The organism is Arthrobacter sp. UYCu723, assembly GCF_054059215.1.
The window spans coordinates 216659-237141 of record NZ_JBSSBW010000001.1 but is presented as its reverse complement, the minus strand read 5'-3'; the positions used below and the strand labels follow the sequence as shown (position 1 = coordinate 237141).

Below are 20483 nucleotides of genomic sequence, written 5' to 3'. Positions count from 1 at the left end.
GCCACCACAGCCCCAGCTGCCCGCACCGTGACCACCAGGAGCTTTCCACGTGACCATGTCCGACAACCAGAAACCGCTGACCATCCTGATTGCCGCGGACACGTACCCGCCCCACGTCAACGGCGCCGCCATGTTCGGCTACCGCCTCGCCAAGGGCATGACCGCCCGCGGAAACAACGTGCACGTCCTGGCCTGCCGCCCGAGCAAGGGTCCGAGCTACAGCGAGTTCAGCGATGAAGCCACGGTCCACCGGATCCGCTCGCACTCGGTGCCCACCCACGAATACTTCCGCATCACGTTCCCGTGGGAAATCAAGAAGGAAATCAGCCTGCTGTTCGACCGCATCCAGCCGGACGTCGTGCACATCCAAAGCCATTACATGATCGGCGAGCATGTGCTCTATGAGGCCGTCAAGCGCGGCATCCGGATCGTGGCGACCAACCACTTCATGCCCGAGAACCTGAACCCGTTCCTGCCGTTCCCGCAGTGGTTCAAGGATATTGTCGGGCGCATCTCGTGGAAGGACATGGGCAAGGTCATGGGCCAGGCCGACGTCGTGACCACCCCCACGCCGCTGGCAGCCAGGGCGATGCACCAGCATGCCTTTCTCCGGAAGGTCCTCCCGCTCTCCAACGGGATCGACGCCGCCGCCTACGAGCTCCGGGCCGGCGAGACCCTGGAACGCCACACCAGCCCCACTGCGCTCTTCGTCGGCCGGCTCGCCGAGGAAAAGCATGTCGACGTGCTCATCGACGCCGTCGCCAAGACACCCGCGGACCTGGATATCCACCTCGAAATCGTCGGCGGCGGGGAAGTCCGGCCGGCCCTCGAAGCGCGGGTGGTCCGGCTGGGACTCCAGGACCGGGTCAAGTTCCTCGGCCTGGCGAGCGAAGCCGAGCTGAGGGAGGCCTACCTCGCGGCGGACGTCTTCTGCATGCCCGGTACCGCCGAGCTGCAGTCCCTCGTGACTCTCGAGGCGATGTCCGCGTCCACCCCGGTGCTGCTTGCGGATGCGATGGCGCTGCCGCATCTGGTGCGCGACGGCGAAAACGGCTACCTGTTCACGCCGAATGACAGCGACGACCTGGCCGCAAAGCTCATCCGGCTGTTCACGCTTCCCGCAGACGAGCTCGCGGCCATGGGCAAGACGAGCCGGGAGATGGTGGAGAACCACAGCCTCGGACGCACGCTCCAGACGTTCGAAGACCTCTACCGCGGCGCCAGCTACGACGACCTGGTCGTCTGAGCCCAAGGCTCTGCTGGCACGTAACAGTGAATAGTATTGTTAGAGTGTTTTTGCCCGGAAGCAGCCCGGCCCTCAGGGGCGGGACGGTCTCCGGGAGCAAGGGGCTATAGCTCAGCTGGTTAGAGCGCGGGACTCATAATCCTAAGGTCCTCGGTTCAAGTCCGAGTAGCCCTACTTTTCTGCGGGAATCCCGTCCGGGTCCGCACCACGGGAGCCGTGGCCGATGTTTCGACGTCGGCCACGGCTCCTTTCGTTTCCCCGGACGGCACCCGGTTTCTTCCCGTCCGACCGCGGCGGCTCCTTGCCCTTCTGACCGGAACCTGGCCATCCGATTGTGGGACACCCGAAGCCTGGGGTATGTTACTCATGAGTAACATACCCCGGCGCGACACCCCCGTGTCCTTTGGTCGCTGCTGATCACAAGTGAAGGAAGACCATGTCTAAGGCTGCAATCGACGTCAACAACCTCCCGTACGCTGATGGCGACTTCTTCGCCTTCGAGCAGTTGCTCAGCGGCAAGGAACAGGACCGGCTGGCCGAAGTCCGTGGGTTCCTGGCCCGCGAGGTCAAACCGATCGCCGTCGACTGCTGGAACCGCGGCGAATTTCCGATGGAACTGATCCCGAAGCTGGCCGAGATCGACTTGGTCAGTCCGGTGAAACGACAGGGCTATTCGAACCTCTTCGCCGGGATCATGCATGCCGAGGCCACCCGCGCCGATACATCCATCGCCACCTTCATGGGAGTCCACGACGGGCTCTTCACCGGTTCCATCGAGGCCCTCGCCTCGCAGGAGCAGCAGGAGGCCTGGCTGCCGGACATCTACTCGCTGAAGAAGATCGGCGCCTTCGGCCTGACCGAACCCCTCGGTGGCTCCGACGTCGCCGGCGGCACCCGGACCACCGCAAGGCGTGAAGGCGACAGCTGGATCCTCAACGGCGAGAAGCGCTGGATCGGCAACGCCACGTTCTCCGACTGGGTGGTCGTCTACGCCCGCGACCTTGCTGACAACCAGGTCAAGGGCTTCCTCGTCGACACCAAAACCGAGGGCTACAGCGCCACCAAGATCGAAAACAAGATCTCGCTGCGCACCGTGCAGAATGCCGACATCATCCTGGACAATGTCGTGGTCCCGGACTTCTTCAAGCTCGCCAACGCCAACAGTTTCCGGGACACCAACAAAGTCCTGAAGGTCACGCGCCTCTCCGTCGCCTGGCAGGCCGTGGGTCAGCAGCTCGCAGCGTTCGACGTCGCGCGCCGTTACGCCGTGGAGCGCAGCCAGTTCGGACGCCCGATTGCCTCCTTCCAGCTGATCCAGCACCAGTTGGTCCAGATCCTCGGCAACGCCGTCAGCTCGATGGGCATGATGGTTCGGCTGTCCCAGCTCGAGGATGCCGGGGAAGCGAAGGATGAGCAGTCGGCGCTGGCCAAGGCCTTCACCACGGCCCGCATGCGCGAGAGTGTGGCCTTGGGCCGCAGCATCCTTGGCGGCAACGGGATCGTGACCGACTATGAGATGGCCAAGGTCTTTGCCGACGCGGAAGCCATCTACTCCTACGAAGGCACCCACGAGATCAACACCCTCGTCACGGGCCGTGCCATCACGGGAATCTCCGCGATCGTCTAGGGCTCGCCCCCTCTGGGGTAGCCAGGGACCCTGCATCACGAACAGCGGCCTTCATCTTGCGGTCGCCGGCCCGGACGCCTACGCCGGCGCCGGATCCAGAGGTGGCAGCAGGATGGAGGGCCGGTAGTCCATCACGAAGGCCAGCGGGTTGAGATACTCCTCTCCGCCCCTCACGCCCCAGTGCACACAGGGAACAGGTCCACAGTGGCCGGACAACACCTTGCCCAGGATCCCGCCGTCGGCCACCAGGGCCCCCGCTGCCAGCTGGCTCTCCACCGGCTCGAAACTGCTCCGCAGGCCGTTGCCGTGGTCTATCGTGATGACCGGCCGGTCCACCACGACTCCGACAAAGCTCACGGTGCCGGACGCGGGCGCGGTGACCGGGGCGCCGTCGGACGCCGCCTCAAGGTCCACGCCGCGGTGGCCGCTCAGCCACGGCCTGGCCGGCGGGTCGAAGGCCCGCAGTACCGCAGACCTGGGGCTCAGCGGCCAGCTCCAGGCGGCGGACCCCACCGGTGCGGGAGACGCGGCCGTCGCAACCGGGGCAAGCGCCAGGAATATGGCCGCGAGGAGCGCGGGGATCACTGCGGACCGAGTCTTCATGGACCCAGCCTGCCGACGCCGCCGGGTGTACAGAAGTACCCGCCCCGGCTATGTGGAAATGCCCCGGAGCAGGTCCCGGCGCAGGCCCCGGCGCAGCCCCCGGCAGTACCCGGAGCAGCCCACGGATCAGCCCACGGAGCAGGCCCCGGAGCAGGCCCCGGCAGTACCCGGAAACCGTCCAATCCGGCAGTGTCCCTGTAGTACACTTGCTGGAGCAGTTTGCTGTGCCCTCATGCTTGTTCAATTTAGATTGTCTAAGCCGGCACGTCTCATTCAGAGGTGCGGGGGAGCAGTGGCTGACTACGCGTATCCAGCCCTCCCTATCGATGCTTTTCTTCCGGTGCGGAGGACTGCGCCTCTTGCGGTCCGGACCCCAGGTCCGGGTAAGAAGCGCAGTGGATGCCAGGAGCAGCGCCCGCCCGGGTGTCTGCTAATTAACCGTCAACTATTGGCAGGGTAAGACAGCCTAAGGGCTGTCTCATGAATGACCTGCCGGAAGGAGCGCCGGCATGCCCGTCGTAACTATGCGCCAGCTGCTTGACAGCGGCGTCCACTTTGGACACCAGACCCGCCGTTGGAACCCGAAGATGAAGCGATTCATCTTCACGGAGCGCAACGGCATCTACATCATTGACCTGCAGCAGTCGCTGTCCTACATCGACCGTGCCTACGAGTTCGTGAAGGCCACCGTTGCGCACGGCGGCACCGTTCTCTTCGTCGGCACCAAGAAGCAGGCGCAGGAATCCATCGCCGATCAGGCCACCCGCGTTGGCCAGCCGTATGTCAACCAGCGTTGGCTCGGCGGCATGCTGACCAACTTCCAGACCGTCTCCAAGCGCATCCAGCGCATGAAGGAACTGGAAGAGATCGACTTCGACGACGTCGCCGGTTCCGCGTACACCAAGAAGGAACTGCTGCTCCTTCGTCGCGAACTCACCAAGCTGGAAACCAACCTCGGTGGTATCCGCAACCTGACCAAGGCGCCTTCCGCGCTGTGGATCGTTGACACCAAGAAGGAACACCTTGCTGTAGACGAAGCCAAGAAGCTGAACATCCCGGTTGTTGCCATCCTGGACACCAACTGCGATCCGGACGAAGTCGATTTCCCGATCCCGGGCAACGACGACGCCATCCGCTCCGTCAACCTGCTGACCCGCGTTGTTGCTGACGCCGTTGCTGAAGGTCTCATCGCCCGCAACCAGCGCGCCACCGGCACCACGGAAGCTCCGGAAGAGCCGCTGGCCGAGTGGGAGCGCGAGCTCCTCGAAGGCAGCAAGACCGAAGAGGCTGCTGCCGCTCCGGCCGCTGAAGAGGCTCCGGCCGCTGCTGCCGCTCCGGCCGCTGAAGAGGCTCCGGCCGCTGAAGAAGCACCCGCCGCTGCTGCCGAGGAAGCTCCGGCAGCTGCCGAGGCCGCCCCTGCTGCTGACGACGCCGCTGGCGAAACCAAGTAGCAGGCCAGGCATCTGCCAGCTCAGCTGACAGGTATGTCTGACAAGTAAAACCGGATCTCCCCACACGCTCTCGGCAGCGCAAGGGGGTACTGACAGGATGGCCGCTCACTGGGTTAGCAGCCGTCCTGTCGGTCCGTACACCACACAAAATTTCTAGACAGAGGGGTTCACATGGCGAACTACACTGCCGCTGATATCAAGGCTCTGCGCGAGCGCACCGGCGCCGGCATGATGGATGTCAAGAAGGCTCTTGACGAAGCCAACGGCGACGCCGAGAAGGCCATCGAAATCATCCGCATCAAGGGCCTGAAGGGCGCTACCAAGCGCGAAGGCCGCTCCACCGCAGAAGGCCTGGTTGCTGCCAAGGTCGACGGCGGCGTCGGCGTGATGATCGAAGTCAACTGCGAGACCGACTTCGTCGCGAAGGCCGACAAGTTCATCCAGCTCGCCGACAAGGTTCTGGCCGTTGCAGTCGAGTCCGGCGCTGCCGACCTCGAGACCCTGCTGGCCACCGAGGTTGACGGCAAGGCGCTGTCCGAGGTCGTCGTCGAAGAAGGCGCCGTTCTGGGCGAAAAGGTTGTTGTCCGCCGCATCTCCCGCATCGAGGGTGCAACGGTCGACGCTTACCTGCACAAGACCTCCAAGGACCTCCCGGCCCAGGTCGGCGTCCTGTTCGCTGTTGGCGGCGAAGGCGAAGCAGCTGCTACCGCAGCCCACGACGTCGCCGTCCACATCGCCGCGATGTCCCCGAACTACCTCTCCCGCGAGGATGTTCCGGCCGAGCTCGTCGAGTCCGAACGCCGCATCGCCGAGGAAACCGCCAAGGCTGAAGGCAAGCCCGAAGCTGCAATGACCAAGATTGTGGAGGGCCGTGTCACGGGCTTCTACAAGGGCGAGGTCCTGCTCGACCAGGCATTCGCCAAGGATGCCAAGAAGTCTGTCGCGCAGATCCTCGAAGAGGCCGGCGTCAAGGGCGCCGCTTTCGCGCGATTCCGCGTCGGTTCCTAGTCAGACACCAGTCAGACACCTGTCGGCTCCTAGTCAGACACCTGTCAGACACGCTAAGGGGGTGGTCACCGCGGTGGCCACCCCTTTTGCATGCACCCGGAGCAGGCACCCGGGGCCCGCCCCTGAAGCACGCCCCTGAACGCACCCGCCAGGGGCATGCACCGGCCAGGGTGGAATGACGCCTTTGGCCCCCGGCACGATAACCTTTTTTCAGAGTTCACCAACGGGAAGGCACCATGGAAACCGTCACCACTTCAGCCCAGCCAAAGAAGAGCCGGCGCAGAGTCCTGTTGAAGCTTTCCGGCGAGGTCTTCGGCGGCGGGAAACTGGGCGTTGACCCCGATACCGTCCGCGGCGTGGCCAAGCAGATCGCGGCCGCAGTGCCCGACGTCGAGGTCGCAATCGTCGTCGGCGGCGGAAATTTCTTCCGCGGCGCCGAACTGTCGCAGAGCGGCATGGACCGCTCCCGCGCCGATTACATGGGGATGCTCGGCACCGTCATGAACTGCCTGGCGCTGCAGGACTTCCTGGAGCAGGCCGGCGTTGAGACCCGCGTGCAGAGCGCCATCACGATGGGCCAGGTCGCCGAGGCCTACATTCCGCGCCGCGCCATCCGCCACATGGAGAAGGGCCGCGTGGTGATCTTCGGCGCCGGGGCCGGACTCCCGTATTTCTCCACGGACACCGTGGCGGCGCAGCGGGCCTTGGAGGTCCACGCCGACGTCGTCCTGATGGCCAAGAGCGGGGTCGACGGCGTCTACACGGCGGACCCGAAGAAGGACCCCATGGCCGAGAAGCTCCACCGCCTCAGCTACGACGATGCCCTGCGGCGCGATATCCGTGTCATGGACCAGACCGCGATGACCATGTGCAAGGACAACAACCTCACCATGGTGGTCTTCGGCATGGAAGGCGAAGGCAACGTCACCCGTGCCATCCTCGGCGAGGACCTGGGCACCGTGGTCACCCCCTAGCAACGGCTAGGATGTTTTCAGGACAGTTCCGCGCCCGGACCGGGGCATGACCAGGCGGAAGACACAGACGGAACCAACACCGTGCAGCACTCCCGTCCGCCGGGAGGCACCAATTTCTGAGGAGAGACCGTGATCGAAGAAACCTTGCTCGAAGCCGGGGACAAGATGGACAAGGCGGTTGAGGTAGCCAAGGAAGACTTCGCCTCGATCCGTACGGGCCGGGCGACGCCGGGCCTGTACAACCGGGTGCTCGTGGACTACTACGGATCGCCGACGCCGCTGCAGCAGCTGGCCTCCTTCGCCGTTCCGGATGCCCGCACGATCCTGATCACCCCGTTCGACAAGACCTCGCTGCGCGACATCGAGCGTGCCCTGAGCGACTCCGAGGTGGGCGCCAACCCGTCCAACGACGGCAACGTCATCCGGATCACCATCCCGGAACTGACGCAGGAACGGCGCAAGGAATACGTCAAGATCGTGAAGTCCAAGGGCGAAGACGCCAAGATCTCCATCCGCAACATCCGCCGCAAGGCCAAGGAAACGCTGGACAAGCTCGTCAAGGACGGCGACGCCGGCGAGGACGAGGGCAGCCGCGGCGAAAAGGAACTCGACGCCATGACCAAGGCACACGTCGACGGCATCGACGAGCTGCTCAAGCGCAAGGAAGCCGAGCTGCTCGAGGTCTGATGGGTCAGGCACAGCAGGCCCCCGGACCACACGTCCGGGGGCAGGGGAAGCAACGCAGTAACCCGACGCCCAAAGCCGGCAGGAACCTTCCTGCCGCCACTGCGGTGGGCCTTGGCATGCTCTTCCTCGTCCTGGGCGGACTGCTGTTCCTGCCGCTGGGCTTCGTGCTCATCACCACCGCCTTCGCGGTTTTCGGCGTCTGGGAGATCTTCCGGGCGCTGGAGGCCTCGGGCACGAGGCTGCCCGTCATCCCGGTGATGACGGGCACGGTAGGCATGCCCCTCGCCGCCTACTTCGGCGGCCTGGAAAGCCTGCTTTTCGCCATGCTGCTCAGCAGCGTGGCCGTGCTGCTGTGGCGCTCCCTGGAGGGCGCGGCCGGTTCGGCGCGGAGCATCTTCGCCGGTGTCTTCACCCTGACCTGGGTGCCGTTCCTGATCAGCTTTGCCGTGCTGCCCCTGCATACCTCCGGCGGCGAGACGCCGGTAGGACTCTGGCCCGGCGGCGTCGTGCCCCCGGGTGCCTGGCAGATCGCCACCCTGCTGCTGCTCGTGGTCTCCAACGACACCTTCGGCTACCTGGTGGGCGCCTCGCTGGGCAAGCACCCGATGGCCCCGAAAATCAGCCCCAAAAAGACCTGGGAGGGCTTCAGCGGCTCGATCGCCGGTGCCATGGTGATCGGCGTGCTGGCCAGCGTCTTCGTGCTGGGCAAGCCCTGGTGGGTGGGCGCGGTGCTGGCCGTGGGCATGGTCGCCGCGGCCACAGCCGGGGACCTGGCCGAATCCATGGTGAAGCGCGAACTGGGCATCAAGGACATGAGCAGCATCCTGCCGGGCCACGGGGGAGTGATGGACCGGCTGGACTCGATCGTGTTCGCCTCGCCCGTGGCTTTCATCCTCTTCTCCGCCGTTGCCGGCACCTAGCGCGCGCCCGGTTCCAACTTCGTTCCAACTTCCGGCCCTTAGAATGGTGCCAGCAAACCAGCCGAACGGCATTGAAGGAAACATAGTTACAGTGGACATTCAACAGCAGATTCCTGCTTCCTTTGACCGCGTGCAGCGGAACCAGTACGGCTACAACGCCAAGCAGGTCGACCAGTTCCTGCAGCGCGCACGGGTGTCTTTTGAGGCCCCGAATGCCGCGGGCCGTCCGGTCAAAAGCGCCGACGTCCGGGCCGTCACCTTCGACCCCGTCAAGGGCGGCTACGCGGCGGCCGGCGTCGACGCCGCCCTGGACCGGCTCGAGGATGCGCTTGCGCTGCGGGAACGCGATGAACTGATCGGGGAACGCGGCGAGGAAGCCTGGCTCCGCGACATCGGCCGGCTGGCCGGCCTGCTCCGCGGACGGCTCCACCGTCCCGACGGCCAGCGCTTCCGACGCCCGGCCAAAGCCAAGGTCCGGAGCTACAACACCACGGACGTGGACGACCTGTGCCACGAGCTGATCGGCTACCTGGAAGAGGACAGGCCGCTGAGCGTGGACAACGTCAGGCGCGCCGTGTTCCGGCCGGCTGTGGGCCGCGAAGGCTATGAGGAAAGCCAGGTGGATGCCTTCCTGGACCGCGCCGTTGAACTGATGGCCGCCATCGACTGACGGTCGCCGTCAGCGTTCGGTGGCCAGCGGCCGTTCGGGTGTGTGCAGCCTGGTCATCAACCGGGTGATCGACCGCGGCACGCGGTGTCTGGTTGCCCGGGACACCAGGACCACGACGGCGAAGGCTGCCGGGACCGTCCAGGCGGCGGGCTGTGCAAGCCACGACGGCGTGCCGGCACCCCCCAGCACGGAGCCGGCCACCATGGCTCCGCCGCAGAGCAGCCCGCCGGTCACCATGCCGGCGATCGCCCCCGCGTCCGTCAGCCCGCGCCACCAGATGCCCAGCAGCAGCACCGGGCAGATCGTTGACGCCGTGAAGGCAAACACCAGCCCCACGCTGCCGGCCAGCCCCAGGGAGTCCGTCATGGACGCGATCCCCAGCGGCACGATTGCCGAGATGACCGCCGCGAGCCGGAAGCCCCGCACACTGCCGCCGAGCACGTCCTGGCTGATCACGCCCGCCAGCGAGACCACCAGTCCGGACGTGGTGGAGAGGAACGCGGCGAACGCGCCGGCCACCACGAGGGCGGACAGCAGATCCCCGGCGCTCCCACCGATCAACCGGCCCGGCAGCAGCAACACCAGCGCGTCGGCCTGGCCGCTCTGCGCCAGCCCAGGCGTGAAGAGGCGCCCGATCAGGCCGTAGGCCGTAGGGAAAAGGTAGAAGACCGAAAGCAGGCCCAGCACAATCAGCGTGGTCCGCCGGGCGGACTGGCCGTCCGGGTTGGTGTAGAACCGCACCAGCACATGCGGCAGCCCCAGGGTGCCGAACAGCAGCGCCACCAGCAGGGAGACGTTCTGGTACGGGCTGGCCGGAGCGGCGGCGGTGGGATTCACCCCGGCCTCGGCCACCGCGGGGGCGCCGGTACCGGCCAGCGCGAACAGGATGAAGAGGACCGGCACGGCCAGCGCCGTCAGCTTCAGCCAGTACTGGAAGGCCTGGACGAAGGTGATCGAACGCATCCCGCCCGCCACCACGCTGACGGAGACGACGGCGACCACCGCCACCGGCCCCACCCACGCCGGCAGGCCGGTGGTGATCCGGATCGTCAGCGCGGCGCCGTGGAGCTGCGGGACGATGTAGAGCCAGCCGACCAGCACCACCACCACGCTGGTGACACGGCGGACCGCCCGCGAGTCGAGCCGGGCTTCGGTGAAATCGGGGATGGTGTACGCGCCGGAACGCCGCAGGGGAGCGGCCACGAAGAGCAGCAACATCAGGTAACCGGCGGTGTAGCCCACGGGGAACCACAGGGCGTCGGTGCCGGAGAGCAGGATCAGCCCCGCGACGCCGAGGAAACTGGCGGCGGAGAGGTACTCCCCGCCGATCGCCGAGGCGTTCCACCACGGCCGCACGGTGCGCGACGCCACGTAGAAGTCTCCGGTGGTGCGTGAGATCCGGAGCCCGTAGAAACCGATGACAGCCGTGGCCAGCGAGACTGCGGCGAAGGCCGCGACGCCGACGACCGGGTTCACCGGCGCCTCACTTGTCCCCGGCCAGGTCCCGGTAGCGGGCCTCGTTCCGTGCCGCCGTCCGCACATAGAGCCACGCACTGAGCCCGATCACGGGATAGATACCGGCGCCCAGCAGGACCCAGTCGAAGGGAAGGCCGGCAATCGTCGAGTCCGCCAGCCCGGGAACCAGCCCCAACATGAGCGGGAACGCGAGCAGGATCAGCAGGAAGCCGCCTGCCACCACGAGTCCGAGCCGCAGCTGGGAGCGGATCAGCGAGCGGACGAAGACCTGTCCGGCGTCGGATTCCTCCGCCGCTTCACGGGCATCAGTGGCTGACCGGGCGGCGGGCAGCGCCGTACCTCGAAGTGCCATGCTGCCCGGTGTCACGCTGCGCGGTGCGGTCACGCGGACGCGTGTCATGCCTGCGGCCGGATCCGGGTCGACTGCAGCTTCTCCCGTACGGACGGCAGGTGCCGGCGGCTGATGGGAAGCTCGGCCCCGGCCACGGTGACGCTGGGGCGCGCCGCCGCAAGCTTCATATGGCTGACGTGGTTCAGTGCGATCAGGTAGGAGCGGTGGGTGCGGATGAATCCGGCGTCGGCCCATTGCTGCTCAAGGTCGGCCAGCGGGACCCGGATGAGGTAACTCGCGTCGGCGGTGTGGAGCCTGGCGTAGTCGCCCTGCGCCTGGACGTAGGTGACGTCCTCGCGCCGGATCATCTTGGTGTGGCCGCCGAGGTCCACGGTGATCATCTCCGGCGCTGGGGCGCCGTCCTTGAGCAGCTCGCTGATCCGGCCGATGGACTTTGCGAGCCGTTCCGCCCGCACGGGCTTCAGCAGGTAGTCCACGGCAGCCAGCTCGAACGCTTCCAGCGCGCGGTCCTCGTCGGCCGTCACGAACACAACGGCCGGCGGGTGGGAGCTGCGGGAGATGACGCGGGCGATGTCCAGCCCGGACAGGGCCGGCATATGGATGTCGAGGAAGACGGCGTCGACCTCCTCGGCTTCGAGCGCACGGAGGGCCTCGGCGCCGGAGGAGGCACGGTAGATCGTGCCGATCCGGTCATCTTTGCGGAGCAGGAAAGCCAGTTCCTCGACGGCGGGGAACTCGTCGTCGGCGACGAGGACGTTAATCATGGTTCAAGACTACTGCCAGAGGCATTTTGACCTGTATCAGGCCAACGATCAGGCGTCGTGACGGGGCTGCGACTTGGGCACCCGCATGGTGATCAGGGTGCCCTCCCCGGGAGCCGTTTCGATCACGAGCCCGTTGTCTTCGCCGTAGACCTGCCGCAGCCTGGTGTCGACGTTGCGGAGCCCGACGTGGTCGCCATCGGTGTGCCCGGCGAGCACGGAGCGCAGCTGATCGGGATCCATGCCCACCCCGTCGTCCTCGATGGTCACCTCGGCAAAGGCGCCGGAGTCATTGGCCGTGATCGAGATGTGCCCCGGCCCCTCCTTGGCTTCGAGCCCGTGCCGGACCGCGTTCTCCACGAGCGGTTGCAGGCTCAGGAACGGGATCACGGTGCTGAGCACTTCGGGCGCGATCCGCAGGCTGACCTGCACCCGGTCGCCGAAGCGGGCGCGTTCCAGGAGCAGGTAGCGGTCGATGCAGCGCAGCTCCTCGGCCAGGGTGGTGAAATCGCCGTGCCGGCGGAAGGAATACCGGGTGAAGTCGGCGAATTCCACCACGAGTTCGCGCGCCCGCACCGGGTCCGTGTTGATGAAGGACGCGATCGCGTTCAACGAGTTGTAAATGAAGTGGGGGCTGATCTGGGCACGGAGCGCCCGGACCTCGGCCTCCATCAGCAGCGTACGGGAGGCATCGAGCTCAGCCAGTTCCACCTGGGTGGCCACCCAGTCGGCCACCTCGCTCGTGGCGCGCACCAGTCCCGCGCCGGCCGACGGGGCGAAGGCCGCCACGACGCCCACCACCCGCGTGCCGGCCTTGATCGGGGCGATCACGACGGCGCGTTCCACCTCCGGGGTGAGCGTCCCGGGTGCGGTGCCGCCGGCAAGCAGCTGCAGCTCGCCGGCCGGGATCACGGCCGTGTGGCCGCCGTCGAACACGCGGGCCGCGAGCCCCATCAAAGCGGGCTTGAGTTCCTCGCCGGCGCCGTCCCACGCGAGGACGCCCGTCGTGTCGGTAATCGCCAGCGCGTCGCTTCCCAGCAGGCTGCGCAACTGCCGGCTGGCCTTGGCCGCGCCGGCGGGATTGAGTCCGGTCCGCAGGTGCTGGCCGGCCAGGGAAGCGGCGTGCAGGGTCTTGTACGTAGCCTGTTCCGCGTCGGTGCCCAGCTCCCGGAACGAGCGGAGGACCTTGAGGCCGACGGCGACGACGACGGCGATCGCCATCGCGATCACGGCGATGGCGGCGGCGGTAAACAGCGGAGAGTCCGGCATGCTGCCAGCGTATCGCGGGCACCGCCGGGGCGTTGCGCGGCCGCCGTTGAGCGCAGCATCAGGACCGTTGAGCGACGCCGGCACGGCGACTATGGACTGTAGTGCACATCACGATGCACAGTGATTGTAGTCACATCGGCCCGGGGGACTGTTTCCATCAGGCTAACGCAGCCGGTGTCGACTAGCCAGTCTCAATGAGGAGGAACGATGGGTCACCACGCCCAAGAAGCGGACGCAGCGGCGGCCGTGGACTTCAAGGAAGTCCAGTCGACGGAGCGGTTCCAGCAACTACGCAAACGTCACCGCAGCTTTGTCTTTCCCATGGCCATTGCATTCCTGCTCTGGTACTTCGCCTACGTCGTGTTGGCCGACTACGCGGTCGGCTTCATGTCCACCAAGGTCTGGGGCAACATCAATATCGGCCTGATCCTGGGCCTGCTGCAGTTCGTGTCCACATTCGCCATCACCGGCTGGTATGTCAGCTACTCGAACCGGAAGCTTGACCCCATCGCCGCCGAGATCCGCCACGAAATCGAAGGCCACGAGTTCGACAAGCACGGCAATCAAATTGGCGGGGCAACAAAATGACATTCATGGTTCCCACAGTTAACGTTTCGGACCTCAAGGACACCACCCTGCTGAACATGGGCATCTTCGCCCTCTTCGTCGCCATCACGATGGTGATTGTGCTCAGGGCCAGCCGCAGCAACAAGACGGCGGCGGATTACTACGCGGCCGGGCGTTCCTTCACGGGGCCGCAGAACGGCACGGCCATCGCCGGCGATTACCTCTCGGCGGCGTCCTTCCTCGGGATCACCGGCGCGATCGCCGTCAACGGGTACGACGGCTTCATGTACTCCATCGGCTTCCTTGTGGCCTGGCTCGTCGCCCTGCTGCTCGTCGCCGAACTGCTCCGCAACACGGGCAAGTTCACCATGGCGGATGTGCTCTCCTTCCGGCTCAAGCAGCGCCCCGTGCGCATCGCGGCTGCCATCTCCACCCTCGCGGTCTGCTTCTTCTACCTTCTGGCCCAGATGGCGGGAGCCGGCAGCCTGATCTCCCTGCTCCTGGGCATCAGCGACTGGGGCGGTCAGGCCCTGGTGATCGTCGTCGTCGGCGCCCTGATGATCATGTACGTACTGATCGGCGGCATGAAGGGCACCACGTGGGTGCAGATCATCAAGGCGATGCTCCTGATTGCGGGCGCCGCCGTCATGACCTTCTGGGTCCTCGCGATCTACGGCTTCAACCTTTCCGACCTGCTCGGCGGGGCGGTGGAAACCTCGAAGAACCCGAACATCCTCAACCCGGGCCTGCAGTACGGCAAGTCCGAGACGTCCAAGCTGGACTTCATGTCCCTGGGCCTGGCCCTTGTGCTCGGCACCGCGGCCCTGCCGCACGTGCTGATGCGCTTCTACACGGTTCCGACCGCCAAGGAAGCCCGCAAGTCCGTGGTGTGGTCCATCTGGCTGATCGGCATCTTCTACCTGTTCACCCTCGTCCTGGGCTACGGCGCGGCCGCGCTGGTGGGCGCTGACACCATCAAGGGTGCCCCGGGCGGGGTCAACTCCGCGGCACCGCTGCTGGCCTTCCACCTGGGCGGACCGCTGCTGCTCGGCTTCATCTCGGCCGTTGCCTTCGCCACCATCCTGGCGGTTGTCGCGGGCCTGACCATCACCGCGGCGGCATCCTTCGCCCACGACATCTACGCCAGCGTGATCGCCAAGGGCAAGGCCGACGCCGACACCGAGGTCAAGGTGGCGCGCCGCACCGTAGTGGTGATCGGCCTGCTCGCCATCATCGGCGGCATCTTCGCCAACGGACAGAACATCGCGTTCCTCGTGGCGCTCGCCTTCGCCGTGGCCGCCTCGGCGAACCTGCCCACCATCGTGTACTCGCTGTTCTGGCGCCGTTTCACCACCCAGGGTGCCATCTGGAGCATGTACGGCGGCCTTGGTTCGGCCATCATCCTGATCACGCTCTCCCCGGTGGTCTCGGGTACGAAGACGTCCATGATCCCGGGCGCCAACTTCGCGATCTTCCCGCTCAGCAACCCCGGCATTGTCTCCATCCCGCTCGCGTTCTTCCTGGGCTGGCTCGGTACAGTGCTGGACAAGAAGCTGGAAGACACCACCAAGCAGGCCGAAATGGAAGTCCGCTCCCTCACGGGTGTGGGCGCCGAAAAGGCCACCAACCACTAGCCGCCAACCAGTAGCCACCAACCAGGGGCCGTGTGGACGCCGTCGCGTCCGTTGGCCGAAACTACAGGAGCCCCCGTGCGACCCACGGGGGCTCCTGTAGTTTGTTCCTGGCTCAGGCCGCGGGCCTGAGCCGGATATTGACCATCTTGAGCTCGTCCCTGCCCTGGAAGCGGTAGTTCAGTTCGACCCTCTTGCCGTCGCAGTCGAGGGAGCCTGCGACGTCGGCCCCGTTGATGCCGTTGTCGGAGCTGACCAACAGATCCGTGTAGTTCGGCTTGCAGGAACCGTCCAGCTCCAGGCCCTGGACGCCGGCGGCAAAGTCCTCCTTGGAGAGCTTGTCCATGAGGGCCGGATCCAGGTACATGTCGTACGCCGTGCCGGTGTCCCCGGCAATGATCAATTTGTTGAAGTCATCCGCGAGTCCCTTGGCTTTGTTCGTTGCCCCGCCGACGACGCTCAGCAAAACCCCGACGCCGATCGCCACGAGCAGCAGTACCCCGCCGACAATTCCCAGCACGATCCACAGCCCCTTCCGGCTCCTCTTCGGAGGCTGGGCGGGCGGCTCCTGTGCGGGCTCCCGCGGTGCCGGGTGGTGGGGATCCTGAGGAGTGCTCAAGAGTCATGCCTTTCTGGCGGTCCGCAAAGCCACTGCCTGGGTCGCAGGGGCCGCGTTCCGGAACCCTTGGGAGTCGATGCGACCCAGCCTATAGCCACGCCCAGAGCCCGGCACTTCAAAGCGGCGGTGCCACGCCGTCGTTTGCTCAGCCTTCCGCGGAACCGCGTTCCAGCAGCGGCTGGATCCGGAACGGAATCAGCTCACCCATGGCCAGTGCGGTATCGGTCCGGTCTACTCCGTCGCAGGCCAGGATCTTGCCGTTTATCCGGAACAGATCCTCGGCGTCGAGCGCCACAACCCGCAACAGGAGGTCCGCCGAGCCGGTCAGGCCGAAGCCCTCCAGAATTTCCGGGATGCCGGCGAGCTCAACGGCCAACTGGCCCAGTTTTTGCTGCTGGACGTGCACGGAAATAAAGGCCATCAGCGGATACCCCAGCGAGGCCGGATTGATGCGCCGCTCGAAGGAGAGGAACACGTGTTTTTTCTCCAGCTGGGCCATCCGCGCCTGCACGGTATTCCGGGACAGGCCGAGCTTCTGGGCCAGGGCGACGACGGTGCGCCGGGGGTCGCTGGCCATGGCCGAAAGCAGGCGTGTGTCGGTGCCATCCAAGGTTTGCATAATGCGCAAGATTAGCACGGCCGGCCCACTCCAGACAGGGCATAATGCTCAATATTTTTGCGGGTGGTTGTACCCGATGAGCATTGTGAGTAGGGTCACAATTATCCGGGGCAACGGCGCCCGGGCGGCTGGCGCGCAGCGGGATCACGAGTCCTGCGAGCACCGGTCAGACGACGTCAGAAGGTTGCGGACAACTGTGTTTACCGACGACGCGGGCAAGGGCGGCATTGCCGCCGGAGGCCCGGGCAACAGTGCAGAATCAAACCGGCGCACGGGCGGGGATCTCGTCCAGCTCATCACTCCGGGGGGTGAACGTGTAAGCCATCCCGAGTTCGACCCCTGGGTTCAGGATGTCAGTGACGAGCAGCTCGGCGCGCTCTACGAAGACATGGTGGTGATCCGCCGGATCGACGCTGAGGCCACCGCCCTGCAGCGCCAGGGCGAGCTTGCCCTCTGGCCGCCGCTGCTGGGCCAGGAAGCTGCCCAGATCGGCTCGGCCCGGGCCCTCCGCGACGACGACTTCGTCTTCCCCAGCTACCGCGACAACGGCGTCGCCTACTGCCGCGGGGTACACGCGGAGGACCTCGTGCGCGCCTGGCGTGGCAACGCTTTGGCCGGCTGGAACCCCTACACGGTGAACGTGGCCACGCAGCAGATCATCATCGGCTCGCAGACGCTGCATGCCACCGGCTATGCCATGGGCATCCAGAACGATGGTGCCGACTCGGTCGCCGTGGCGTACTTCGGCGACGGTGCCACGAGCGAAGGCGACGTCAGCGAGGCCTTGGTCTTCGCCGCGAGCTTCCAGGCGCCGGTCGTGTTCTTCTGCCAGAACAACCACTGGGCCATCTCGGAACCCGTCCGGATCCAGTCCCACATCCAGCTCGCGGACCGCGCCTCCGGCTTCGGCATCCCCAGCATGCGGGTGGACGGCAACGACGTCCTGGCCGTGATGGCCGCGACCCGTATCGCCATCGACCGCGCACGGCGCGGCGGCGGACCCACCTTCATCGAGGCCGTCACCTACCGGATGGGCCCGCACACGACGGCGGATGATCCCACCCGCTACCGGGATGCCAACGAGCTGGAGGACTGGGCCGCCAAGGATCCGATCGCGCGGCTGAAGTCCCTGCTCGACCGCAAGGGCCTGCTGAGCGAAGATTTTGAAGCCGCCGTCGCCACCAAGGCGGACGCCGTGGCCAAGGCGCTGCGGGCCGGCACCATCAACATGCCCGAGCCGCAGCCAATGGACATCTTCAAGCATGTCTACAGCACGCCCAATTCCTCGCTGGACCGCCAGCAGGACCACTACTCCCGTTACCTGGCTTCCTTCGGCGATCCCGCAGAAGCCGCTTCTGAAGAAGGTGCAAGCTGATGACGCAGATGACCTTTGCCCGAGCCATCAATTCGGGCCTGCGCAAGTCCCTCGAAAATGATCCCAAGGTGATCCTGATGGGGGAGGACATCGGCGCCCTCGGCGGCGTCTTCCGTGTGACGGACGGCCTGCAAAAGGACTTCGGCACGCACCGCGTCGTTGACACGCCGCTCGCCGAGTCGGGCATCATGGGCACCGCCGTCGGACTCGCGTACCGCGGCTACCGCCCGGTGGTGGAGATCCAGTTCGACGGCTTCATCTACCCGGCCTTCGACCAGATCGTCAGCCAGGTCGCCAAGATGCACTACCGCACCCAGGGCGCCGTCAAGATGCCCATCACCATCCGCGTACCCTTTGGCGGCGGCATCGGTTCCCCGGAGCACCACTCCGAATCGCCCGAGGCCTACTTCACCCACACCTCCGGCCTGCGCGTGGTCAGCGTCTCCAACCCGCAGGACGCCTACACCATGATCCAGCAGGCCATCGCCTCGGACGACCCGGTCCTCTACTTCGAACCGAAGCGCCGCTACCACGACAAGGGTGAGGTGGACGAGTCCCTTGACCTCAGCGCCGCCCTGTCCATGGAGAAGGCCAGGGTCGTCACCGAGGGCAAGGACGTGACCCTTGTGGCCTACGGCCCGCTCGTCAAGACCGCCCGTGACGCCGCGCTCGCCGCCGCCGACGAGGGGGTTTCGGTCGAGGTCATCGACCTCCGCTCGCTGGCCCCGCTGGACTTCGCAACGCTGGAAGCCTCGGTCCGCAAGACCGGCCGGCTCGTTATCACCCACGAAGCCGGCCAGTCCGGCGGCCTCGGCGCCGAAGTGGCCGCCAGCATCACCGAACGCTGCTTCTTTCACCTCGAAGCGGCCCCGGTCCGGGTCACCGGCTTCGACGTCCCCTACCCCTACTCAAAGCTTGAAATGCACCACCTGCCGAGCCTTGACCGGATCCTCGACGGCGTCGACCGTGCCCTGGGCCGCCCCAACTCCCTCAGCGGGCTGGAAGGATGACCGCCACCATGATCAAGGAATTCAGGCTCCCGGACCTCGGTGAGGGTCTCACTGAATCGGAAATCGTCGCCTGGAAGGTCGCGGTAGGGGACACCGTCGCGCTCAACCAGATCATCGCGGAGGTGGAGACGGCCAAGGCCGTCGTCGAGCTTCCCTCGCCGTACGCCGGCGTGATCACCGCCCTGCACGAACAGCCGGGCACCGTGGTGGAGGTGGGCAAGCCGATCGTCTCGTTCGAGATTGAGGGCGACGACGGCGGGGCCGGCTCGGTTGACTCTGACGCCGGTGAGGCGGCCGCCAAGCGTGAGCCGAATCTGGTCGGCTACGGCGCGGTCCTCGAGGACTCCGGCCGCCCGGCCCGCCGCGCCCGCAGCTTCGCGGCCCCGGCTGCTTCGGTCGTCGCGCCTGTCACAGTTGCCGAAGCTGTTAAAACCGCACTGGTAGTTGAAACGGCTCCGGTAGTTGAAACGGCTCCGGTAGTTGAAACGGCTCCGGTAGCTGAAACGGCTCCGGTAGCTGAAACCGCTCCGGTGGTGGCCGCGCCTGCCGAACGTCCGCGGTCCACGCCGCCGGTCCGGAAACTCGCCAAGGACCTCGGCGTCGACCTCGAAGCCGTCACCGGCACCGGGGAGCACGGGCTCATCATCCGGGACGATGTCCTGAACTTCGTCGGCGGAGGGGACCTTGCCGCGGTGTCCCAGGAGCTGGCGGGAACCCAAGCTGCAGGCCTTGGCGCCGGCCAGGGGCAGGGTGAGCGGGAAACGCGCACTCCGATCAAGGGCGTCCGCAAGTTCACGGCCGCCGCGATGGTGTCCAGCGCCTTCACCGCGCCGCACGTCACGGAGTTCCTGACCGTCGACGTCACGCCCACCATGGAACTGCTGGCCAGGCTTAAGGCCAGCCGCGCGTTCGCCGGCTACAAGCTCACACCTTTGACCATCGTGTCCAAGGCCGTGCTCATCGCGCTGCGGAACCACCCGACGCTCAACACCCGCTGGGATGAAGCCAAGCAGGAGATCGTCCAGTACAACTACGTGAACCTGGGCATCGCGGCGGCGACTCCCCGCGGCCTGACCGTGCCGAACATCAAGGATGCGGACCGGATGTCCCTGCTGGAGCTCTCCACGGCCTTGGCGGCGCTGACGGACACGGCGCGGGCAGGCAAGACCTCCCCGGCCGAGCTCTCTGGCGGCACCATCTCCATTACGAACATCGGTGTCTTCGGCATCGATGCGGGCACACCCATCCTCAACCCGGGCGAGGCCGCCATCCTCGCTCTCGGCGCGGTCCGCAAGATGCCGTGGGAGTACCAGGACGAGGTCGCACTGCGCCAGGTCATGACGCTGAGCCTCTCGTTTGACCACCGGCTGGTGGACGGCGAGCAGGGCTCGCGGTTCCTGCAGGACCTCGGCGCCATCCTGGCGGACCCGGGCATGGCGCTCGCCATGGTCTAACCGGTCACCGGCCTTACCAGGCTGCCGGCTGTTCCCTTCCAGGGGAGCGGCCGGCAGCCGTATTTCGTGGAGAGGTGTTCGGTGCGGGGGCACTTTGAGTGCAATGTTCGACGGCGGCGCCACGGTTCACGGCCTGTCCGCGCCAAAGTGCCCCCGGACGGAGT

Annotated in this window: 20 protein-coding genes and 1 tRNA gene; 14 read left to right on the top strand and 7 right to left on the bottom strand. The window is 66.3% G+C overall.

The annotated features are described in order from the left end of the window. Positions 1-55: 55 nt before the first annotated feature. The 3 genes from ACVWZ8_RS01115 (at position 56) to ACVWZ8_RS01105 (ending at position 2873) form a co-directional block, all read left to right on the top strand. Positions 56-1246: a glycosyltransferase gene (locus ACVWZ8_RS01115; RefSeq protein WP_426979848.1), complete on the top strand. Its 1191-nt coding sequence runs from the start codon at positions 56-58 to the stop codon at positions 1244-1246. A gap of 100 nt (positions 1247-1346) precedes the next feature. Beyond that, positions 1347-1420, top strand: a tRNA-Ile gene (locus tag ACVWZ8_RS01110). 262 nt (positions 1421-1682) lie between these two features. Next, entirely contained in the window at positions 1683-2873 is a 1191-nt protein-coding gene (locus tag ACVWZ8_RS01105) for an acyl-CoA dehydrogenase family protein (RefSeq protein WP_456503514.1), read from the top strand. 78 nt (positions 2874-2951) lie between these two features. Here the strand turns inward: ACVWZ8_RS01105 and ACVWZ8_RS01100 are convergent, their stop codons facing one another. Beyond that, positions 2952-3476: a M23 family metallopeptidase gene (locus ACVWZ8_RS01100; RefSeq protein ID WP_456503513.1), complete on the bottom strand. Its 525-nt coding sequence runs from the start codon at positions 3474-3476 to the stop codon at positions 2952-2954. Between the two features lie 509 nt (positions 3477-3985). On the opposite strand from ACVWZ8_RS01100, the gene rpsB reads away from it, so the two are divergent. The 6 genes from rpsB (at position 3986) to ACVWZ8_RS01070 (ending at position 9186) form a co-directional block, all read left to right on the top strand. Continuing rightward, the gene (gene rpsB, locus ACVWZ8_RS01095) at positions 3986-4927 is read left to right on the top strand and encodes a 30S ribosomal protein S2 (RefSeq protein WP_426976693.1); all 942 of its coding nucleotides are present in this window, start codon (positions 3986-3988) and stop codon (positions 4925-4927) included. A 171-nt stretch (positions 4928-5098) separates the two neighbouring features. Further along, positions 5099-5935, top strand: coding sequence for a translation elongation factor Ts (gene tsf / locus ACVWZ8_RS01090; RefSeq protein WP_426976694.1), 837 nt, complete (start codon positions 5099-5101; stop codon positions 5933-5935). Between the two features lie 236 nt (positions 5936-6171). Then, positions 6172-6909 carry a UMP kinase gene (gene pyrH, locus ACVWZ8_RS01085; RefSeq protein ID WP_426976695.1) on the top strand — a complete coding sequence of 246 codons (738 nt, stop codon included), beginning with the start codon at positions 6172-6174 and terminating at the stop codon, positions 6907-6909. A gap of 129 nt (positions 6910-7038) precedes the next feature. After that, positions 7039-7596: a ribosome recycling factor gene (gene frr / locus ACVWZ8_RS01080; RefSeq protein WP_426976696.1), complete on the top strand. Its 558-nt coding sequence runs from the start codon at positions 7039-7041 to the stop codon at positions 7594-7596. Next, positions 7596-8516, top strand: coding sequence for a phosphatidate cytidylyltransferase (locus tag ACVWZ8_RS01075; RefSeq protein ID WP_426976697.1), 921 nt, complete (start codon positions 7596-7598; stop codon positions 8514-8516). Before frr ends, ACVWZ8_RS01075 begins: the two co-directional genes overlap by 1 nt. 43 nt (positions 8517-8559) lie before the next feature. After that, positions 8560-9186 carry a DivIVA domain-containing protein gene (locus ACVWZ8_RS01070; protein WP_426976698.1) on the top strand — a complete coding sequence of 209 codons (627 nt, stop codon included), beginning with the start codon at positions 8560-8562 and terminating at the stop codon, positions 9184-9186. A gap of 9 nt (positions 9187-9195) precedes the next feature. Here ACVWZ8_RS01070 and ACVWZ8_RS01065 read toward each other — a convergent pair whose 3' ends face one another. From ACVWZ8_RS01065 to ACVWZ8_RS01050, 4 genes are read right to left on the bottom strand one after another with little or no spacing between them, the layout of a single operon-like run. After that, positions 9196-10662 carry a sodium/solute symporter gene (locus tag ACVWZ8_RS01065; protein WP_426976699.1) on the bottom strand — a complete coding sequence of 489 codons (1467 nt, stop codon included), beginning with the start codon at positions 10660-10662 and terminating at the stop codon, positions 9196-9198. Positions 10663-10669: 7 nt separating this feature from the next. Further along, complete coding sequence (locus tag ACVWZ8_RS01060) at positions 10670-11062, bottom strand: hypothetical protein (RefSeq protein WP_456503512.1); 393 nt, start codon at positions 11060-11062, stop codon at positions 10670-10672. Further along, positions 11059-11778 carry a LytR/AlgR family response regulator transcription factor gene (locus ACVWZ8_RS01055; RefSeq protein WP_426976700.1) on the bottom strand — a complete coding sequence of 240 codons (720 nt, stop codon included), beginning with the start codon at positions 11776-11778 and terminating at the stop codon, positions 11059-11061. Before ACVWZ8_RS01055 ends, ACVWZ8_RS01060 begins: the two co-directional genes overlap by 4 nt. A 48-nt stretch (positions 11779-11826) precedes the next feature. Continuing rightward, positions 11827-13044, bottom strand: a complete 1218-nt coding sequence (locus ACVWZ8_RS01050; protein WP_426976701.1) for a sensor histidine kinase — start codon at positions 13042-13044, stop codon at positions 11827-11829. A 207-nt stretch (positions 13045-13251) separates the two neighbouring features. Between ACVWZ8_RS01050 and ACVWZ8_RS01045 the strand changes: the two genes are divergently transcribed. After that, positions 13252-13632, top strand: coding sequence for a DUF485 domain-containing protein (locus ACVWZ8_RS01045; RefSeq protein WP_426976702.1), 381 nt, complete (start codon positions 13252-13254; stop codon positions 13630-13632). After that, positions 13629-15245: a solute symporter family protein gene (locus ACVWZ8_RS01040; protein WP_456503511.1), complete on the top strand. Its 1617-nt coding sequence runs from the start codon at positions 13629-13631 to the stop codon at positions 15243-15245. Before ACVWZ8_RS01045 ends, ACVWZ8_RS01040 begins: the two co-directional genes overlap by 4 nt. A 112-nt stretch (positions 15246-15357) precedes the next feature. Here ACVWZ8_RS01040 and ACVWZ8_RS01035 read toward each other — a convergent pair whose 3' ends face one another. Then, positions 15358-15861 carry a hypothetical protein gene (locus ACVWZ8_RS01035; RefSeq protein WP_426976704.1) on the bottom strand — a complete coding sequence of 168 codons (504 nt, stop codon included), beginning with the start codon at positions 15859-15861 and terminating at the stop codon, positions 15358-15360. A 145-nt stretch (positions 15862-16006) separates the two neighbouring features. Continuing rightward, the gene (locus tag ACVWZ8_RS01030; protein WP_426976705.1) at positions 16007-16480 is read right to left on the bottom strand and encodes an Lrp/AsnC family transcriptional regulator; all 474 of its coding nucleotides are present in this window, start codon (positions 16478-16480) and stop codon (positions 16007-16009) included. Between the two features lie 196 nt (positions 16481-16676). On the opposite strand from ACVWZ8_RS01030, the gene pdhA reads away from it, so the two are divergent. Genes pdhA through ACVWZ8_RS01015 form a run of 3 tightly spaced genes read left to right on the top strand, consistent with a single transcriptional unit; the run spans position 16677 to position 20319 of the window. Further along, entirely contained in the window at positions 16677-17855 is a 1179-nt protein-coding gene (pdhA, locus tag ACVWZ8_RS01025; RefSeq protein WP_426976706.1) for a pyruvate dehydrogenase (acetyl-transferring) E1 component subunit alpha, read from the top strand. After that, positions 17855-18865 (top strand): alpha-ketoacid dehydrogenase subunit beta, encoded by a 1011-nt coding sequence (locus tag ACVWZ8_RS01020; protein ID WP_426976707.1) that lies wholly within the window; start codon positions 17855-17857, stop codon positions 18863-18865. Before pdhA ends, ACVWZ8_RS01020 begins: the two co-directional genes overlap by 1 nt. After that, entirely contained in the window at positions 18862-20319 is a 1458-nt protein-coding gene (locus ACVWZ8_RS01015; RefSeq protein WP_456503510.1) for a dihydrolipoamide acetyltransferase family protein, read from the top strand. The genes ACVWZ8_RS01020 and ACVWZ8_RS01015 overlap by 4 nt, the downstream gene beginning before the upstream one ends. Positions 20320-20483: the final 164 nt, after the last annotated feature.

Coding starts and splice junctions, on each gene's coding strand:
- ACVWZ8_RS01115 (WP_426979848.1), top strand. CDS start 56: ATGTCCGACAACCAGAAACCGCTGACCATCCTGATTGCCGCGGACACG.
- ACVWZ8_RS01105 (WP_456503514.1), top strand. CDS start 1,683: ATGTCTAAGGCTGCAATCGACGTCAACAACCTCCCGTACGCTGATGGC.
- ACVWZ8_RS01100 (WP_456503513.1), bottom strand. CDS start 3,476: ATGAAGACTCGGTCCGCAGTGATCCCCGCGCTCCTCGCGGCCATATTC.
- rpsB (WP_426976693.1), top strand. CDS start 3,986: ATGCCCGTCGTAACTATGCGCCAGCTGCTTGACAGCGGCGTCCACTTT.
- tsf (WP_426976694.1), top strand. CDS start 5,099: ATGGCGAACTACACTGCCGCTGATATCAAGGCTCTGCGCGAGCGCACC.
- pyrH (WP_426976695.1), top strand. CDS start 6,172: ATGGAAACCGTCACCACTTCAGCCCAGCCAAAGAAGAGCCGGCGCAGA.
- ACVWZ8_RS01075 (WP_426976697.1), top strand. CDS start 7,596: ATGGGTCAGGCACAGCAGGCCCCCGGACCACACGTCCGGGGGCAGGGG.
- ACVWZ8_RS01070 (WP_426976698.1), top strand. CDS start 8,560: ATGGTGCCAGCAAACCAGCCGAACGGCATTGAAGGAAACATAGTTACA.
- ACVWZ8_RS01060 (WP_456503512.1), bottom strand. CDS start 11,062: ATGACACGCGTCCGCGTGACCGCACCGCGCAGCGTGACACCGGGCAGC.
- ACVWZ8_RS01055 (WP_426976700.1), bottom strand. CDS start 11,778: ATGATTAACGTCCTCGTCGCCGACGACGAGTTCCCCGCCGTCGAGGAA.
- ACVWZ8_RS01050 (WP_426976701.1), bottom strand. CDS start 13,044: ATGCCGGACTCTCCGCTGTTTACCGCCGCCGCCATCGCCGTGATCGCG.
- ACVWZ8_RS01045 (WP_426976702.1), top strand. CDS start 13,252: ATGGGTCACCACGCCCAAGAAGCGGACGCAGCGGCGGCCGTGGACTTC.
- ACVWZ8_RS01040 (WP_456503511.1), top strand. CDS start 13,629: ATGACATTCATGGTTCCCACAGTTAACGTTTCGGACCTCAAGGACACC.
- ACVWZ8_RS01030 (WP_426976705.1), bottom strand. CDS start 16,480: ATGCAAACCTTGGATGGCACCGACACACGCCTGCTTTCGGCCATGGCC.
- ACVWZ8_RS01020 (WP_426976707.1), top strand. CDS start 17,855: ATGACGCAGATGACCTTTGCCCGAGCCATCAATTCGGGCCTGCGCAAG.
- ACVWZ8_RS01015 (WP_456503510.1), top strand. CDS start 18,862: ATGACCGCCACCATGATCAAGGAATTCAGGCTCCCGGACCTCGGTGAG.